Below are 20,245 nucleotides of genomic sequence, written 5' to 3' on the forward strand. Positions count from 1 at the left end.
CAGCCCCGCATGATGGAATTTCCCTCCTGGCTGGAAGACCTGGGCTATCTGGTCGGCATGGAGTGGCCGCAGGGCAACGAGGACCAGATGTGGGCCCTGGCCCAGGACTGGCGTACCGGCGGGGACGGGCTGCGAAATCTGCTCGACGCCATCGCCGATGCCAAGTCGACCACGCTGGCCGCGTATCCGGACGGCGACGGTGTCGCGGCGATGTCGAAGTCCTTCGACCTGCTCAGCGGCCAGGCCAGCGCCGATGGGAACACCTCGATCGTCGATCTGGCGGGATATTTCGATCAGGTCGGCAGCTCGGTGGACGACACGGGCACCCAGATTCAATACACGAAGATCATGTTCTATTCGACGCTGGCCTGGCTGGCGGCGGAAATGATCGCGGTGTGGGTGTTTCCGCCGACCGCGCCCGAGGAAGAGGCCATCGCGGTGGCGTCCACGCGGGTGGCGGTGCGGATCATCGCCCGCGATGCCATGAACGCGATCGAGAAGGCGATGGCCAAGCTCGTCGGTCCCGCGCTGGCGAAGTTCCTGCTGCGGCACATCGCTCTCAATATGGCGATCGGGACGATCCAGGATCTCGGTGCGCAGGAGATCCAGGTGCTGGAGGGGCACCGCAGCGGCATCAACTGGCAGCAGACGGCGGTCACCGCGGTCGGCGCCGGTATGGGTGGTGCGGTCGCGGGTCCGTTCGGCGGCTGGCTGGGCGGCAAATTGGCCGCGCGGGGGATGACCGGTCTGCTCAGCCAGTTGGCGACGCACGCCACGTCCGGATTGGTCGGCGCCGGAGCGGGATTCGTCGGCGGCACCGCCACCCAGTTCGGTTTCGATGTCGCGCAGCACGGGCTGAACGACGCCGTGAAGAATCTGGAGAACACCCAGTTCGACCCGCGCATGCTGACGGCGGGGTTCGGCGCGGGTGTCGTCTCGTCGCTGAATCATGCTGGGGCGCATGCCTTCGGAGGTCACGGTCCGGCGGTGACACCGCACGTCGCTGAACTGCCGACGGGCGACGGAACTCACCCCGGGGTGGGCGATCTCGGTGGAATCAAAACCGACGGAACGCATTCCGGCGCTCCCGAGGGAACTCCGGCGGGTGATCCGAACGGCTCCGGTGGTGAGCACACCGGTGATACGGGTACCGGTCATCAGCCCGGTGATCCGCAGACCGGCGACCCCGGTGGCGATTCGGGTCATCGTTCGGGTGTCGACCCCGGAAATTCGAACGGGGACAACGCATCCAAGCCGTCGGAGCCGGAGACCGGTACTGCTCCCGGCAATGACGCTCATCACGGCGCGGCCCCCGATCCGGGAAATGCCGAGGGGGACAAGGCTCAGCAGCCTGGAGGCCCGCAGTCCGGTGTGCCTGGAGACAACGCTCATCAACCGGCGGGCTCGCAGCCCGGTGTCAACGGGGACGGCGCGCATCAGCCCGCCGGTCCCCAGCCCGGTGTCAACGCGGGTGATTCCCATCAGCCCGCGGCTCCGCAGCAGGGTGGCGATTCGCAGCCGGTCCAGCCGCAGAACACCGGTGCCAGCCCGGGCAATTCCGGTGTGAATACCGGTGATTCGGCACCGTCGGCGGGCTCGCAGGGATCCTCGTCCGGCTCCAACCCGTCGCTGTCTCCGGCGAGTGCGTCCGCGCCCTCGGAGGCCGCGCCGCAGGCGCAGCCGCAACCTACTTCAGATGCGCCCGCCGAGAGTGCGCACCCCGCCCCGGACGTCCAGTCCGCTCCGCCTCCGGTGGCGCCCGCCGATCCGGCCGCACCCCACGATGGCGCCGCCGAGCCGACCGGGTCCGGCGCCGCGCCGGACGGCAGTGCCGCCCACGTCGCCCCCTCGCACTCGCCCGCCCCGTCCGCCGACGCGTCCACGCCCACCGCCGCACCGGATTCCCGTGCGTCGGTGCCGTTCGTGGCCGAGGGGCCGGTGGTCGCGCCGAGCGGCACCGATCATGCGGCGGCTCCGGCGGAGCAGCGTGCCCCCGCCGCCGAATCGCGTCCCACGACCGCCAACCCGGACGCGTCCCGAACCCCGGCGGCCCCCCGCACCCCCGAGGCTCCGCGGCTGGATTCGGCCAAGCCCCAGGGTGTTTCGGACCCGGCCGCGCCGCGTGCCGGTGCCGCCGACACCCGGGCATCCGGCGCTGGTCGATCCGACGACACGCGAGCCGCCAGCGGCCCCGCGCGTACCGGTGCCGCCGACACCAAGGCCGGAATCGGCACCACCACAACGGAATCCCCGCACGACCCCGCGATCGGCGTGCAGTCCGACAACCGCGCCACCGATTCGCCCGGCCACACTCCCGACGCCGACGGCACCTCCGCCCACCCCGGCACCCTCGCCGAGCCACACGTCCCCGCAGCCCCCGACGAACCCCACCCCGACCGCCCGCGCGCTGGTGTCGCCGACGACCCCGATCCCGCGACTGGCCGATCCCGCCCACTCGACGAAGAGCCCGCAGCACCCCAACCGCACCCCGACGACCAGGTGATCGACGACAGACCCGAGCCGCGTGATGCGGAACCCCGCGATGCCGAGCCGCGCGATGCCGAGCCGCGCGATGCCGAACTGCGCAATGCTGAACCGCGCGATGCCGTACCCCGCGACGCTGAACCGCGTGACGGGGAACCCCGCGACGCTGAACCGCGTGACGCCGAACCGCGCGATGCGCAACCCCGTGATGCCGAACCGCTTGACGCTGAACCGCGTGACATCGCAGAGCCGCATGCTGATGATGCGAAGCCGCAGGATCGCGTTCCGGATGAGGCGACCCCGCAGGATGAAGTTCCCTTCGCGGACCGGCAGCCGACGGACGGCACCCCGCCAGCGGATGCGCGGCCCGAGGACGCTCGGCCCGATGGCGGGAAGCCAGTGGATGTTCGGCCGGAAGATGTTCGGCCCGAAGATCTTTCGAACGCCAGCGAACCCAAGGTCGGGGATGTCCGCCCGGAAACTCAGCGGCCCGACGCTTCTCACCCGGGCGATGCGGCGCACACGCCTCAACACGCCGGTGGTCCCGAGCCTGAGCATCCGGTCGGTGCCCACGACGGCGACGGCCCCGAGTATTTCGGCGACGACAACTGGGGCGCGGATGCCGCCACTGGCGTTGTTCCGCTGGTGCCCCTGGATCCCGTGGTGGAGCACCCGACCTCCCGCCCGGCCGAGGCCGCGAAGCCTCCGGCCGCGCACACCGAGCCGAGTACCGCTGAGGCTCCGCATGATTGGTCGTCGCGACCCGACGACATGTGGTCGGGTCTGAGCCCGGAGGAGGTGCAGAAGAAGCTCGCCGAGCTCTGGTCGGACATCGGCCTCCAGGTGAAGGGTTTCGAGACACCGGGTGTCGACCCCGAGGTTGCGCGCGAGTTCGCACGTGCCATCGACGACATGCTGACTCGCTATCCGGACGGCAGAAAGCTGCAGATCGTCCGGATCGGGGCGATGCTCGACCACGACACTTTCGCCAGTCACAGGCCCCGCCGTGAGTATGTGGGCCCGGAACGCTATCTGCGCCACGCCGCGGGCGAGATCACGTTGAGCCTGTATCACGCGACGCACCCCGAGGTCTTCGCCGACCAGATGGTCAAGGCGGAGAACCGCGGGCATCTGGTTCCGGGTTCCAGTGAGCGCCCGGCGTATTCGACGATCGTGCACGAGTTCGCGCACGCTCTCGACGCCGAGGGCAACGAGATCTGGCACACCGCCGAGCGCGCCCTGCGCGACTACTTCGAGAACACCCGCTCCACCATGGACGAGCAGGAATTCCAGACGAAGTACCAGGAGTGGCTGCACCAGCTCAGCGGCTATTCCTTCGACAAGCGCGGCCCACTGGATCCGGCCGAGGCGCTGGGTGAGGCCTTCACCGATGTCGAACTCAACGGTGAACGCGCGAGTGAACCCGCCAAGGTCCTCTACTGGCACCTCCTCGACGAGGTCACCAGATTCGGCCCCGACCCCGAATCCGCCCACCACGTCCCCGCCGACGCGATCGCCCGCCCCACCGGCCCCGAGCCCACGCCCACCGAACTACCCCCCGAGGCCGCCCCGGCCAACGAACACGCCCCCACCCCCGAACACCCCGACAACCAGCCCCCGAACGACCCCCGAACCCCCGCCAACGACCCCGCGGCCACACCTGACCCACACGACAACATCGAACCGCGAGAAGAGGTTTCGCCGCGCGATGACGCACAGCCGCGCGATGACGCACAGCCGCGCGACAACGTCGCACCGCGTGATGACGTACAGCCGCGTGATGACGTACAGCCGCGTGATGATGTGGTTCCGCGCGATGAGGTTCCGCCGCGCGATGAGGTTCCGCCGCGTGATGACGTACAGCCGCGTGATGATGTCGTCCCGCGGGACAAAATCGCGGCGCGTGACGATGTTGCTCCCCGCGATGAGGTACCGCCGCGTGAGGGCCCGCTGCCGCGTGACGAGATCCCGGTGCGGGACGAGGTTCTGCCGCGTGATGACGTCGTTCCGCGTGACGAGATCCCAGCGCGTGATGAAGTTCCGGGTCGGGACAATGCGCGACCGCGTGATGATGTTGCTCCCCGCGATGAGGTACCGCCGCGTGAGGGCCCGCAGCCGCGCGACGAGATCCCGGTGCGGGACGAGGTTCCGCCCCGCGACGCCGTGCCGCCGCGTGAGGATGTCATTGCGCGCGAAGAGGTTTCGCCGCGTGACAAGGTCGCGCCGAAGGATGACGGCCAGGTCGGCGAGCGGCGGTCGCCGGATGAGACGCCACGGTCCGGTGAGCCGGAGGGTGGGCCGCGCCCGGCGCGTTCCGAAGCGCCCGCCGAGGAGCATCCGCAGGCGGTGAAGCCGGATGCCGCTGAGCCCGTGCATGATTCGGATCCCGCGGCGCGCCGTGCGTCCGGCGATGATGCCGCCCCCGCTCACGACGGCAGCCCGGCGCGTCATGCCACCGATACCCCTGAGCCGGGTAACCGGTCACCTCAGGATGAGGAGCGTCCTCGGCCTCGTCGTAGGTTCGGCAGGCGGCTGTGGGGTGGCGGTGACGGGGATTCCGCGGGCCCGCACCAGGATTGGTCGCCCAGACCCGATGACGAGTGGTCGCATCGGGACGCGCAGCAGATCACCGACAAGCTCCGGGAGCTCTACCGGATCCAGGCGCACGGCTTCGATTCCTCGATCGATGTCGAGGTGCTGCGCGAGTATGCCCGTGGCATCGACGACATGATGAACAAGTACCCGGGCACGCGGCTGCTGGCGGTCCGTATCGACGATCTGCCGAATGACGTCTACGCCGAGACGCATCCGACCACCGATGCGTCGGGACGCAAGCTGGCCCGCAAGATCGTCCTGAACAAGAAGCTCGCCCTGGACCCGGAGACGTTTGCGGCACGGGTCTCGCAGAAGGTGCGCGAGGGCGAGTTGGTGCCCGGCTCGGGCGAGCGCCCGGTCTATTCGACGATCGTGCACGAGTTCGCGCACGCCATCGACTTCACCAGCGAGGCCAAGGCCCGTGAAAAGGTGATGGAGGCATTGCTCGATCACTTCATGGCTCAGAAGCTCAAGGGCGGCTTCACCTCCTGGGTGCGCGAATCGCTCAGCGGCTACAGCTTCGACGAGCATGGTTTGCTCGATCGCCCGGAGGCGCTGGCCGAGGCCTTCACCGATGTCGAACTCAACGGCGACAACGCGAGCGTCGCCTCCAAGCTGCTGCACAAATTGCTGGTGGACACCTTCAACGACCACCTGGCGTCGATCAACCCTCGGACCGACTCCACCGCTCGGCCCGGCAACCACGGTCCGGAGTCGGCCCCCAGAGCCGAGCTGCCAAGACCTGGGGAGTCGCCCAATTCATCTGCCACCAACGACGATTCGCGAGCCTCCGGCAGCCCCGTCGCCGGTCATGCCCCTGCGGAGGGCCGGAGCCCGACCGGCACCCAAGATCCGGTCGAAGGAAGCGAGCCGCGCGCCGAGAACCCGGAGGCCGCGCATCCGTCCGAGGCTCCGCATGACGCCGCGTCCAAGGATCAGGCTGCCCCCGGCGACAATTCGCGCACCCACGGCGATCCTGCCGCGGATCAAGATCCGTCGCACCAGTCGCACCCGTCCGACGGCAGCGAACCGGATCTCGGTGTCAAGCAACAGGAGTCGCCGGACGAGCGACTCTTCCGCCGCGCGTCGGACCCGAACGATCCGGACAGCTGGGTCGATCGCATGAATGCCGAGCACGCCGACATCGCGGCCCGCGCCGACGCGAACGACGCTCGCTACCTGCACGCTCTGGCCGACAACGAGGTCCCGGGTACTCCGGCGGAGCGCGAGGCTCGACTGCGCGCCGAACAGGCCGATCTGCTCGCGCGTATTTCCGCCGAGCGCGCCGACTACCTGTGGGAGATGGCAGGCGGCCGCCCGGACGAGTCCGCTGCCACCCCCACCGCCGAAAACGCTTCCGCCGGTGAAGAACCGACGCAGGGCGGCAAGCCGAACCCGCCCACCCCGGAAGCCGGCGAGGCCCCGGCCGCCGCGAGCGGAGGCGGCGACGACGGCAAGAAGCCGCCCACCCCGCCGCGCGCGGGCGACCCGCAACCGGATCCCGAGTCCACCGGCGGCGAGAAGTCCACGCCTTCGGCCCGGAACGAGCCGGACGGCGGAAAGCCCGCAGCGGGCGAGAAGTCCACGCCCACAGCGCGGTCGACGCCTGCTGGCGAGAACGAGGCGACCACGCCGCAGACCGCACGCAACGCTCACGCACCCGATCCGGATCCGGCCGCGACTACGGAGGAGAACACGGCTCCGACCGCCGTGGTGCCCGCGTCGGAGGCCCCGACGGTGGAACTCACCCCCGCCGGTGAGGCCCCGGCGAGCGAATCACGCCCGCTCTCGGTGGATCCCGCGAAGATGTCTCCCACGTTGCGGGCGGTGGTGGACTTCCTGTCGAAGGCCCCGCTGGAACACAACGCCCATCAGCGCACTCCGGAGGAGCTGCGCTATCTGGCTCGCCTGGCCGACGCGCTGGGCATGAACGATGCGCTGTCCGGTCGTCCGGACCCGCTGGCCTCGTTGCAGGAGCTGGCCGAGATGGCCAGGGCGCGCGGCTTTTTCGGCGATCCGGACACCGGTGCCACCCCGAGGTCGATGCGAGATCCGGAGGATTTCGGCCCGCTCTCACTCGACGAGCGCTACGGCGGCGAGGAGTACTGGCGTAACGAGGTCGATCCGGATGTATTGCGTGCCCAGGAAGCCGAGTTCCGCAAGCTGGGCCTCGACGACCGCCTCAATCGCGCTGCGGCCGAAGAAGCGGCAGCCGCCCGACCGGCGTTGGAAGGCAATACTTCTCGGACGCCGGACGAACACGCCGGTCTGCCGCTCGAGCCGTGGTCGGATCCCACCTACGGTCCGGGTGATCCGCCGCGCGCCCTGACCCTCGATGAGCTGCGCGCGGATATCGCCGAGCGGCTGGGCCTGTCGGATGAGCAGATCGCACCCGATCGCCTGCCGGAGACCGCGGGCGAACTCCAGTACCGGAACATGTTGCGCGCCGGTGCGATCGAGGCCCTCGACGAGGCCTCCGCCCGCCATGACGCGGCGACGGATCCCGTCCAGCGCACACAGCTGGCGAAGATCCGCGACGAGTGGGCGCGTCTGCTGCGCGTCGATCCGGACCTGCTGGCCCCGGAACTGCGAGACGCGACGCTGACCGCGCTACGTGACGAAACAGTCCGTCGGGCAGCCGATATCGCGGATCTCATGGCTGCGACCTTCCACACCCCCGACCCGTCGGGCCCGCAGCATCTGGTGCTGGAGGCCAACGGCGAGCGCGTCCACGTCACGGTGCGCACCGACGAGAACGGGGTCAAGCATCTCGAGCCCGCCGAGCGTCCGCCGCTGCCCAAGGACCGGCTTCCGGCCAAGCCTGATCCGGTGCTGCTGCCGTTCGGAAAACGGCTGTGGAACTTCATTCGGAGCGGATTCAGCGACCAGTACCCGAAGTACGCCTCGGGTTCGGGTCTCGACGGCACCGGTCAGAAGCAGATCATCCACGAGATCGGTGGGTGGCTGCACAACGACTTCCTGCACGAACTCGATATCAACCCGTCGCGTTTGGCGAAGGAGTTCGCGACCTTCTGGAAGGCGCGCGAATATCTGCCGTTGGTGAACCGCCTCACCGGCAAGATCGCGAATGTGGTGTCGGAATGGGTTCCGAGGCGCACCCGGGACGGCGGCGAGTACCAGCCGTGGCTCACTGAGGTCGATCCGGCCACTCGTGCCAAGGTCGCCGCGGAACTGGCCGCGGCGGGGATCTCGAACGAGGATCCGCCGACCGGGCAGCATCAGCCCGCGCTGCCCCCGGGTGAGGATCCGGCCGCCGTCACCCAGCGTCCGGCGCTGCCGGAGTTGACCTCCGGCGAGCACCCCGCCGAAGCCGCTGGCGGACAACCGGATCCGCACTCCACCCCGCCGAGCGATCCGGCCGCCGAGCGCGCCGGTCTGCCGAAGACCCTGGCCGATCAGCTCGACGTCCGTGACGACGCGCTGCGCGAGGTGCTGAAACAGGCTGCGCGGCAAGGCATCGACCTGCGGACGGCCGAACCGGCCACGCTGCGCCGGCTGGTCGACGAGGCGAAGTACGTGATGATGCGCCGCGCCGGTGCGGTGGAAGCGCTGGCCGATGCCGCCCGCAGCTACAACCTCCAGGACGGCCTGGTTCCCTACAGCCGCGAGATGAACTTCTTCGACAAGGACCCGCTGGGCCGCTACCTGCGCGAGCTGGTGCACAGCGATCCGACGCGCAAGGAGTGGGCGCTCACCAAGCTCGCCCGCAAGTTCGGCCTGGTCGGCAAGGACGATCCGCTCGTCACCATGCTCGAGTGGGAGAGCAAGCCGAACGGTGGCGATCCGGCCCGGCACTTCGATTCCCTGTCGCCGGAGGAGATGTCGACCCGCAAGGAGGGCATCCTCTTCGATCGGGCGTTGCGGCGCGACCAGATTCGTGAGGAGCGGTCGAACTGGGCGCAGATGCTCGGTCTCGGCCTGGACGAACTGACGCCGGAGCGCTTGCCGCACACCCTGGCCGAGCTGCGCATGGCGGTGCGCGAGCACGCCGATCAGGTGGTCGATCTCGGCCACGCTGTCGACGACTACGTGCATGCTGACGATCAGGTGCGCACGGCGGCCGAGAGCATCGCCGCGGACGTCGGTCGGGCCTGGGTGCAGGAGCACGACGGCGCGACGCTGGGTGACAGCGTGAGCATCCTCGGTGGCGAACCGCCGCGACTGACGGTGATTCGCGGCAGCACCGATCACGCCCGGGTGCTGGCCGATTTCCTGGCCGAGCATCCCGAGATCGGGCATCAGCTCGCGGATGGCCGGCTGCGACTGGACTTCCGCACGGTCTCCCTGGATGAGCACGGCCCGGTGGTGGTCGAGGAGCCGACCCCCGAGGTGCGCTTCCACGAGTTCGATCTGAACGGTGAGCGGGTCGCGGTCACCACGTTGCGTGACCATCCGGCCGGGCCGTGGCGGGTGGCCGAGTTGTCCGAGCCGCATCCGACGTCGACACCCGAGGCGCACACCCCGCCGCGCACGGTCGACGAATTGCGCACGGCGCGTGACGATCTCGCCAAGAAGCTGCTGGTCTACCGCGATGATCTGTCCCCGGCCGAGCTGGCCGACACCATCAAGGCCATGCAGCACGAGAACGCCCTGCGTGCCGCCCAGATCGAGGGCATGGCCGATTACATCCGCAGCAGCGACAAGATCGAGGCGTTCCACGATCTCAACACGGCGCTGCAGGAGCTTTCGCACCGGCTCGGATTGGATCCCGGCACGCTGACGCCCGAGCGGATGGCCGAGGCCATGGCCGATCCGGGGGTGCGCAATGTGCGTCGCCTGCAGGCGGTGGAGGATCTGCTCGATTATGCCAAGGCGCTGGGCAAACTGGATCCCGACGCCGCCATGGCCGCCCGTAACCGGCTGGCGGAACGGCTCGGCGTCGCACCCGAGGATCTGTACGACGAGAAGTACAACAAGAAGGCGGATCTGTTCGAACCGGATCCCAAGGCGACCGATCCCAAGGCGACACTGCGCGCGATCAACGATCTGCTGCACCGCTCGATGGATCGGCCGGAACTGCTTGCGGCGCTGACCGAATACGCGCGCAGCCTGGGCAATCTCGATCCGTTCCACAATGACATGCAATTCGACCCGGCCGCGGATCCGCGCATCGTCGAGGGTGAACTGCCCGTCTACGACAAGGATGCGCCCGGTCAGCTGCGTGGTTTCGACCCCGACCTGATGGGTGAGGCCCCGCGGGTGGACGAGCCGCCGCAGGACGGTCCGGTGTGGGCTCGACTGCAGGGTCTCGAGCTCGGTGACGATCCGGTCCGGCAGGCCAAGGCCTATGAGGCCTATCTCGACGGCAAGATCGAGAAGTTCGAGCGCCCGACCGATGCCGAGACCAAGCAGACGATCGACGATCTGCGAGCCGAGGTCCGTTCGCGCGCAGCCGATATCGAGGCCTTGAAGCAGGTCTCGGAGGAGTACAACCGGGCCACCGCGCCGGTCGAGGCGGAACTCCCGCCCCCGCGTCCGAGGCTGGCCGCAGCCCAACTCGACAGTGCCCGAGCCGATTTCGAGCGTGCCCGCAACGGTCGCGACTACGCGCTGGGTCGGGTTACGCAACCGGATGCGCACGCACCGCATCTGGAGGGTGCGCCCGGCCGGGCGATCCGCCCCGAGGATCTGACGCCGCGGCGACTGGCGTCCACGCTCGAGCACCTCGAGGCCCTGCCCGTGCCGGAGGCGCTGCGCTCCAGCCACGAGGCGCGTATCACCGAATTGCGCGCCGCCGCAGAGAATTACAATGCGGCCGAAGCTCGGGTACAGGCCGCCGAACACGAACTCGATCGTTCTCTCGCGGCGGCGGCGCGCCCTGGTGAGTCGCCGCTCGATACCCTGCGCCGCGAACGGGAATTCGCGATCGGCGGCCGCAAGCGAGCGATGGTCGGTCTCCGGGTCAACGAATCCGAACTGACGCCCGAACATTTCCGCGACGCGCTGAACGAGGCCACCCAGCATGCCCGCACACCGGAGCAGCACGCGGAGATCGGTCCGCGGATAGCTCGCCTGCACGAGGCGACGGTGCGGGTGCACCTGCTCGATGACCTGATCGCACGGCACGAGGCCGAGGCGCAGTCCCGGGCCCGGGCAGCGGAAACACCGCTGGAGTCCGCCCAGCGTGAATCCGCCGCCGCGCAAACCGAACTCGACGCCGCGAAGGCGGACCGCGACGCGGTGATGAACGCTCCGAAGCCGGTCGGCCCAGAGGAGTTCGCCGCCCACACGGATGCCCTGCGCGCAGCGGTCGACCGCGTCGACCAGGCGCAGGCCGCCGCCGATCGCTGGTCGGCCGAAACGGATCGCCTCCAGTCCGCCGCCGACCGCGCAGCCGTCACCCCGCACGAGGCCGCCGCCCAGGCCCGCGACGAAGCCCGAGCCGCCCTGAAACAGGCGATCACGGACTTCCGAGCCGCCACCGGCCTCAACCGCGTCGCCGAATCCGACCTCACCCCCCAACGCCTCGACGAGACCCTCGAATCCCTCCAGGGCGAAACAGTTCTCGTCAACGGCCCCGGCAGCGCCACCGCCTTCGAAGACCTCCGCGCCGCCGCCGAGCGTTCCCACCGCGCCGACGACCTGGCCACCTGGGTAGACCAAAACATCCCCCACCCCACCGACCCTTCATCCCCCGCCCACACCCCCGACCCAGGCGAAGACGGCCCCACCGGCGCCGCCCTCGCCCACCCCCGCAACCCGAACGAACCCAACTCCGGCCCCTCAGCCCGCTCCACCCCCGACCCCGACCCAGCCGCTCCCGAAAACAAGCCCCCAGCCCAGCCGACTCCTGAAGAAGCGGTCAAGCCCGAAGAGGCGGCTAAGCCTGAGGAAGCAGCTAAGCCGGAAGAGGCAGCTAAGCAGGAAGAGGCGGCCAAACCCGTAGAGGCGGCCAAGCCTGAAGAGGCGGCTGAGCCTGAGGAAGCAGCTAAGCCGGAAGAGGCAGCCAAGCCCGACGAGGCAGCTAAGCCCGACGAGGCGGCCAGGTCTGAGGAGACGGCGAAGCCGGACGCGGCGGCGAAGTCCGAGCAAGGGGAGGCCCCCGAGAAGCCGGGGACTCCTGAACAGCCGGTGCTCGAACAGCCGGAGACGCCGCAGGAGTCGGGTGTGCGGCCGGTTGAGGAGCCGAATTCGGGTGGTGGCGAGCCTGGTTCGCTCGATGGCTCGCTGTTGCGTCAGCCGGCCGATCCGCACGATCCGGATGCCGCGTACGAGCGGGAGCGGGCTGCGGAGGCGGATCTGGCGGCGCAGTCGGATGCGAGGTACGCGCAGTTCCTGCATGAGATGGCTGATTTCGAGGTGCCGGGTAGTCCTGCGGAGCTGGCTGCGCGGCTGCGTGCCGACAACGCGGATCTGCTGGCGCGGATCTCCGCCGACCGCGCCGACTGGCTGTGGGACATGGCGGGTGGCCGACCTGATGAGACCATGCCACCGGGCTCGAATCCGTCCGGCCCACGCCCGGATTCGGGCGGTGGCGACCCGGAACCGCCCGCGCCCGCTGGTTCCGGCGCAGGCGGTAAGGAGCCCCCGAAACCGCCGCGCGGCGGTGCTGCCCGGCCCGATCCGGAGCCCGAAGCCGGTGGCGAGAAGCCCGCTGCGGAAAACCGTCCGCAACAGCCCGACGCTGAGAAGCCGGGTGGTCCGCGCACCACCCCGGAGGGCGAGGCCACCGGCCCGCAGGCGGCGCGCGCCGAGTCGGAGCCCGCTCACGAAGCGACCGCGTCCGCGACGGTCCGGGAAGCGACGGTCCCGAACGAGGCCGCGGCGGGTGTTCCCCTGTCCGAGGCCGAGACTCAGACCGCGGAGATCTCTCGCGCGGGTGAGGGCGAGCCTGAGCAAGAGCCTCCCTCGGTGAATCCGACCAAGGCTTCGCGGGCGCTGCGGGCAGTGGTGGACTTCCTGATGAAGGCTCCGCTGGAGCACAACGCCCAGGCCCGGAGTCCGCAGGAGGAGACCTATCTGGCCCGCCTGGCGGACGCGCTGGGCGTGGGTGAAGCGCTCACCAGACGCATGGACCCGATAGCGTCGCTGCAGGAACTGGCCGAGATGGCCAGGGCGCGTGGCTTCTTCGGCGATCCCGATGCCGGGCGCACGCCGAGGCCGATGCAGGACCCGAAGGATTTCGGTCCGCTCTCACTCGACGAGCGCTACGGCGGAAAGGAGTACTGGCGCAGCGAGGTCGATCCTGCGGTGCTGCGCGCCCAGGAGGAAGAGTTCCGCAGGCTGGGCATCGCGGATCGTCTGCACAATGCGAACGTCGAAGAGGCTGCGGCACAGCGTCCTCCGCTGGAGCGCAGGGCGGCCCCGTCTCCCGACGAGCACGGCGCGCTGCCGTTGGAACCGTGGTCGGATCCGGTGCAGCGGCCGGGCGATACCCCGCGCGCCATGACCCTGGACGACCTGCGCGCGGACATCGCCCGTCGTCTCGGTTTGACCGACGAGCAGGTCGCGCCCGAGCATCTGCCGGAGGTCGCGGGCATCCTCCAGCAGCGGAATATGTTGCGGGCCGGTGCGATCGAGGCTCTGGACGCCGCATCCGCGCACCATGACGCGGCGACCGATCCACAGGCGCGCGCTCAACTGGCGGAGATCCGCGACGAGTGGGCGCGCCTGTTGCGCGTCGATCCGGACCTGCTGGCCCCCGAGCTGCGGGACGCCACGCTGTCCGCACTGCGAGATGAAACCCTCCGTCGCGCAGCCGATGTCGCGGATCTGGTGGCCGCCACCTTCCACACCACCGACCCGTCGGACCCGCTGCGCCTGGTGCTGGAGGCGAACGGCGATCGCGTCCATGTCGTGGTCCGCACCGACGAGAACGGTGTCCGGCATCTCGACCCGGCCGCCCGCCCCGCCCTGCCGGGCGAGCACCGGCCCGAGCCCGCCGAGCAGACCCGTCCGCCGTTCCGTCGCCGTCTCTGGGATTTCATCCGCGCCGGCTTCAAGGACCCGTACCCGAAGTACCCGTCGGGCTCGGGTGAGGACACCGATGGCTGGGGCAGGGTCCTGTCGGGGCCGGGTGTGCTGCTGCACAACGACCAGATCGTGTTCGGGACACAGGTCGAGCCGCACGAGGGCACCCCGCACGGCGGCGTCGCCCCGCACGGGCCCCAGCCGCACGAGGTCAAGCTGCACGAGAAGCCGGACGGCAACCCCTTCCGTGTCGCGAAAGAGCTCCTCGCCATGTGGCAGCAGCGGGAGCACATCCCGTTCCTCAAGCGCTGGGTGGGTCGCGTCCACGAGGCGAGCGGCATCTCGGAGCCGATGTGGCAGCGCGCCCCCCGCGAGTACGAGCCGTGGCTGACCGAGGTCGATCCGAAGGTGCTCGCGGAGATGAACGGGCAACTGCACGCGGCGGAACTGGAAACCGGTGCGGCGCAACGCCCGGACTACCGTTCCAATGAACTGTCCCCGCGCGAGCAGCCGCGCGCCATCGAGGGCCCGAAGGGACCGGACACCCCCCGCGAGCTGCTGCCCAAGTCCTACGCCGATGCGCTGGACCTGAGTGACCAGGCGCTGAAGGAAGTACTGAAACAGGCTGCGCGGCAACACCTCGACCTGTCCTCGGCGGATCCGAAGGCGGTTCGCGAGCGGCTGGACGCGGCCCACTACGTGCTGCTGCGCCGGGCGGGTGCGGTGGAGGCGCTCTTGCACGCCTCGTCCCGCTACAACCACGAAGACGCGAGCATTCGGTACTTCCGGGAGATCAACCACTTCGACAACGATCCGCTGGGCCGGATGCTCCGCGAGATGATGGCCAGCGACGCGTTCCGCAACAATCCGGATCGTGAGGTCGGCCTGCTGACCCGGATGGGTCGCGCACTGCGGCTGCTGTCACGCGACTCCCCGCCGTTGTCGGTGCTCGACTGGGAGAGCGTCACCAATGGTGAGGAGCAGCAGAAGCGGTTCCGGGTGGAGTCGCCCGAGGAGCTGTTGCTGTCGCAGGAAGGCCGGCTGTTCAAGGCGGCCGTGCGGCGCGATCAGATCCGTGAGGAGCGATCGAACTGGGCGCAGCTGCTGGGTGTCGGGCTCGACGAGCTGACTCCGGAACGGTTGTCGCACACGGTGTCCGAACTGCGCATGGCGGTGCGCGAGCAGGCCCGACAGATGGTCGATCTGGGTCATGCCGTCGACGACTACCTGCATGCCCGTGCCGAATCCGACGCGCGCGGCGTCGAGTTCTCCGATGACGTGGCTCGCGGCTGGATCGAGGAGCACGGTGGCGCGGCCCTGGGCGACGGTGTCGGCATCATGCCGGGAGAGCCGCCGCGGCTCACGGTGATCAGGGGCGATGTCGATCACGCGGAGGTCCTGGCCGGTTACCTCGCCGAGCATCCCGAGATCGGGCGTCAACTCAATGACGGTCGGCTCGGGCTGGCCTTCCAGGACGTCGACGTGGATGCGCAGGGCCGTCCGTCGGTGCTCGATCGGCCGACTCCCGAGGTGCGATTCCAGGAGCTCGATCTCGGTGGCGAGAAGACACCGGTCACCATGGTGCGCGACGGTGCGGGTTCACCGTGGCACCTCGCCGAGCACCGCACCGAGCCGACCGCGACCCCCGCCGAGCCTGCCCCGCCGCCGCGCAGCGTGGACGAATTGCTCGCCGCGCGTAATGATCTGGCCAAGAAGCTGGCCGTCTACCACGACGACATCACGCCCGCGGCGCTGGACGGGTCGATCAAGGCCATGCAGCACGAGCTGGCCCTGCGCGCGGGGCAGATCGAGGGCATGGCCGACTACATCGGCACGGCCAAGGCCATCGAGTCCTACTACGGCCTCAACGACCGTCTGCACAAGCTCGCGGAGCGACTGAACATCGACCCGACCGAGCTCACTCCGAAGCGGATGGCCGTGGCGATGGCCGACCCGGCCGTGAAGAGCGCGCGTCGCTTGCAGGCCGTGGAGGACCTGGTCAAGTACGCCGAGGCGCTGCGCAAGCTGGACCAGCCGAAGGTGCTGGAGGCCCGGGCGCGGCTCGCGGAACGGCTCGGCCTCGCGCCCGAGGAGTTGTTCGGCGAGAAGTTCGACGCGAAAAAAGATGTGTGGCAGCCGGATCACGAGCGCACCGACACCAAGGCGGTGGTGCGCCTGGTGGACGAGCTGGTCCGGCGTTCGGAGCAGCAGCCGGAACTGCTTGTCGCGCTGGCCGAGTATGCGCAGAGTCTCGCCAAGGTGGATCCCTTCCACCCGGAGATGCATTTCGATCCGGAGCTGGACCCGCGCATCGCCGAGGGCGAGCTGCCCATTCACGACCCGAAGGGGCCCGCACAGCTGCGCGGCTTCCTGGCTGAATACCTGGGTGAGGCACCGACTTCGGACGAACCGCACCGGGGTGCGGCGCTGTGGTCGCAGCTGCAGGATCTCGGTCTGGAGCCGGGCGATCTGCACAAGCGGTACGAGCAGTATCGCGACGGCAAGATCGAGGCGCACGAGATCCTGGACGGCAAGGCGACCCAGGCGAAGCTCGACGAGCTGCGCGCCGAAGTGCGCACGCGCGCAGCGGATATCGAGGCGTTGAAGCAGCTCGCCGAGCAGTACAACGACGCGATCACGCCGCCCGTCCCGGATCCGGTCCCCGCTACACCCCGAGCAGCCGCGTCCGAACTCGACAGTGCACGAACAGAACTCGACTCCGCACTCAAACAGCGTGAGGCCGCGCAGCAGCGTCTGCTACAGCAGCCCGACGACCACGCATCGCACCTCGACGACGCACCGGGCCGTCCGCTCACCGACGCGGACCTGACGCCGCTGCGACTCCCCGGCACCATCGAGCACCTGTCGAATCTTCCTGTTGAGGAACCCCTTCGGGCGGAGCAGACAGCGCGTGCCGAAGAGTTCCGGCAGGCCGCGGACCGGTACAACGCCGTCGAGGCCCGGGTGCGAACCGCCGAGCAGGGTCTCGAGGCCGCCGTACTGGCAGGTGCCCGGCCCGGCGAGACTCCGGTGGAAACCCTGACCCGGGAGCGCGATCAGGCCCTGGCCGACCGCAAGGCCGCCACCAGCGGCGTACGCGTCAACGAATCGGATCTGACGCCGGAGCACTTCCGCGACGCGCTGGATGAGGCTGCGCAGCACGCCCATACGCCCGCCGAGCAGGCCGCGGCCGCCGATCGAATCAGCAAGCTGTACGACGCGACGGTGCGGGCGCACCAGCTCGAGGACCTGGTAGCCCGGCACCAGGCCGAAGCACAGTCCCGGGCCCGCTCCGCGGAGTCTCCGATGGAGACCGCGCAACGTGAATCCGCCTCCGCGCAGCGGGAACTCGACGCGGCGAAGGCGGCACGCGACGCGGTGATGACCGCCCCGAAGCCGACCGGCGCCGAGGAGTTCGCTGCCCACACGGATGCCCTGCGCGCAGCGGTCGACCGCGTCGACCAAGCGCAGGCCGCTGCCGATCGCTGGTCGGCCGAAACGGATCGCCTCCAGTCCGCCGCCGACCGAGCCGCCGTCACTCCACACGAGGCCGCCGCCCAGGCCCGCACCGAAGCCCACACCGCCCTGAAACAGGCGATCAAGGACTTCCGCACCGCAACCGGCCTCAACCGAGTAGCCGAATCCGACCTCACCCCAGCCCATCTCGACGCCACCCTGACCGCCCTCCAGGGCGAAACAGTCCTGGCCAACGCCCCCGGCAGCTCCACCGCCTTCCAAGACCTCCGCACCGCAGCCGAACGCCTGCACCAAGCCGACGCCCTCGTAACCTGGGTAGACCAGAACATCCCCAAACCCCCCACCCCCTCCACCCCAGGTCCCGGCCCCCACCCCTCCGGCCCCGGCCCAACCCCCGGCCCCAACGGCGGCGGTGGCGGCGGCCCAACCCCCGGCCCCGGTTCACACCCCACCGGCCGAGGCCCCGGCAGCACCTCTCCCCAAGATCCGCGTCTCGCATACGGCATCGGCAACTCCACACCCGAAGGCCCGAAGTCCCCGCAAGCCAACGGTTCTCAACCGGGCCCGCGCCTCGCGTTCGGCATGGAGAACCCCATGTCCTCAGCCGGAGACGACCCGAAGTCCCCGCAAGCCAACGGTTCCCAACCGGACCCGCGCCTCGCATTCGGCATGGAGAACGCCGTACCCCCAGCTGGAGACGACCCGAAACCACCGCAAGGCAACAGTTCTCCATCGGATCCACGCCTAGCCTTCGGCATGGAAAGCCCCGCGTCCCCGACCGGCGCCGACCCGGCACCGGCGCCGGCGCCGGATCCGGTTGCGCCGGTGCAGCCTGTTGTTCGTGGATCTGAGCCGGAAGCTTCGTCGGATGACGCGGATGGCTCCGGCTCCGAGCCTCTGGAGCCGGTCGCACCTCGTAGTCCTGTTGTCGCTCATGGTGAGTCCCTGTCGGCCGATGGTGAGTCGCCGGATAGTGGCGATTCGGCTGGGGGCGCCGATTCGGGTGGGCGTGGCCGGGCCGGGGATTCCGGTTCCGATGGGGCGGGGCCGGACGAGGACGTCTCGGATGATGAGGCGCGGCGTCGAGCTTTCGCTCGGGAGCGCACGCATGTGCTGAATGTGCCGCACAACCTGCGGACCAACTTCCCGAACTACACGCCGCAGCCGTCGCAGCAGCCGTATCCGTGGACGCCGCCCGCTGGTCTGGTGCCCGGTCCGGAGCAGCCGCAACCTCCGGCGCCACCACATCCCCCGGCGCCGCCGCAAACTCCGGTGGGACCGGGACCGGGACCGACCGGTGCGCCGCACGTTCCGGCACCGCCGTCGAACCCCGCGCCGGTAGCACCGACGCCGAAACCGATTGCCCCGCCGACGATTCCGCCGCCGCCGGTTCCCCCGACGATTCCGCCCCCGACGATTCCGCCGCCCGTGCCCCCGACGATTCCGCCGCCGTCGTCCCCGCCGGGCGAGTCGTGCCCGCCGGGCTCAACCTCCCCGCCCTCAGGCAACTGGCCGCCGGGCTCGACGACTCCACCGACGACCCCTCCAACCGATACCTGGCCTGTCGGTTCGCAGCCGCCGAACGGGGGAGCCCCCGGTAGCGGCACGCCGTGGAACGGCGGACAGCCGACCACACCGTCGTGGCCCAACGGCGGACAGCCGCCCACGCCGTCCTGGCCGAATGGTGGTGTGCCGCAACCGCCGGACGGTTCGCCGACCGGTCCCGGTGGCGGTCCGAACGGTGGCGCACCGCATATCCCGGGCAGCCCTTACGGTTCCGCGCCGGGTGGGTTCGGCGGTCCGGGCGGATTCGCGCCTGGCGGTACGGATTCGACCGGTGGCGCGGGCGGTCAGCCCCTGGGTGGTTCGCCGATGGGCGGCGGTGGGCCGTCCGGTGGTGCCCCGGGTTCGGCCAACGGCGGTAAGCAGCGCCCGCGCTTCCCCCGCGCCACGGGTCCGGCCACCAGCGGCGGAGATCTGTATCTGCGTTCGCATTCCGGATTCGGCGAGTTCGCCATGCTCGATCCGGCGACGGGCGCCATGCGTGCGGCTCCGGCCGGTGGCGGTTCGCTGTCCGGCGTGTACGGCGATATGGACGGGGTGCCGGTGGTCCTCTACCGCGATGCCCAGCACGGTCTGGTGCTCCGGGTCGCCGATCAGGCCTTCCCCGTGGATCGTCTGGGCGCGGACGCGGTGTGGGAGCGCACCAGGGACTTCCATCGCTTCGTGGTGCGCGTGGACGGCCGCCCGCAATGCGAGGTGCGCTACAGTCCGGTGCCCAGCGATGCGGACCTCGGAATACTCATCCGCGACGTGCTCGCCGATCCGGTTCGCCGGTCGGGAATCTTCGGGTGACCGTGGTGAGTTCGCCCATTTTTACGATCTCGTCCACTCCCCGGCCACGCGGCATATGTGATGCTGAGATCTGGTTCCAACTAGGGAGGATGCGGACGTGCGCGACGGCTATCCCAGCGACGACGAGTTGCGGGAGAACTTCGAAGAGGTGCTGGCAGCCGTGCTGTCCGGGGACGGTCCGCGCACCGCGACCGGGCTCGACGACGTCACCCAGACCGCCCTGTGGGCGATCTTCAAGGCCTACCCGGACGTTACCCCCGAGTTGGTCGATGCCGCGAAGCGGGGCCTGGCCGGTCAGCTCGACGGCAGCAATGCCGCCCGCTGGGAGGCGGACATGGAGAAGTGGTTCCAAGAACGTGAGCAGCGCAAGCTCGCTCGCGAGCAGCAGGAGCGCGCGGAGTAG

Annotated in this window: 2 protein-coding genes; both read left to right on the forward strand. The window is 69.8% G+C overall.

What is annotated here, in order from left to right; genetic code table 11:
- Positions 1-9: 9 nt before the first annotated feature.
- Positions 10-19,842 (forward strand): hypothetical protein, encoded by a 19,833-nt coding sequence (locus tag OG300_RS36795; RefSeq protein WP_405489122.1) that lies wholly within the window; start codon positions 10-12, stop codon positions 19,840-19,842.
- Between the two features lie 97 nt (positions 19,843-19,939).
- The gene (locus OG300_RS36800; protein WP_405489124.1) at positions 19,940-20,245 is read left to right on the forward strand and encodes a hypothetical protein; all 306 of its coding nucleotides are present in this window, start codon (positions 19,940-19,942) and stop codon (positions 20,243-20,245) included.

This window comes from Nocardia sp. NBC_00511 (genome assembly GCF_045161165.1).
Classification (GTDB): Bacteria; Actinomycetota; Actinomycetes; order Mycobacteriales; family Mycobacteriaceae; genus Nocardia.

Coding starts and splice junctions, on each gene's coding strand:
- OG300_RS36795 (WP_405489122.1), top strand. CDS start 10: ATGATGGAATTTCCCTCCTGGCTGGAAGACCTGGGCTATCTGGTCGGC.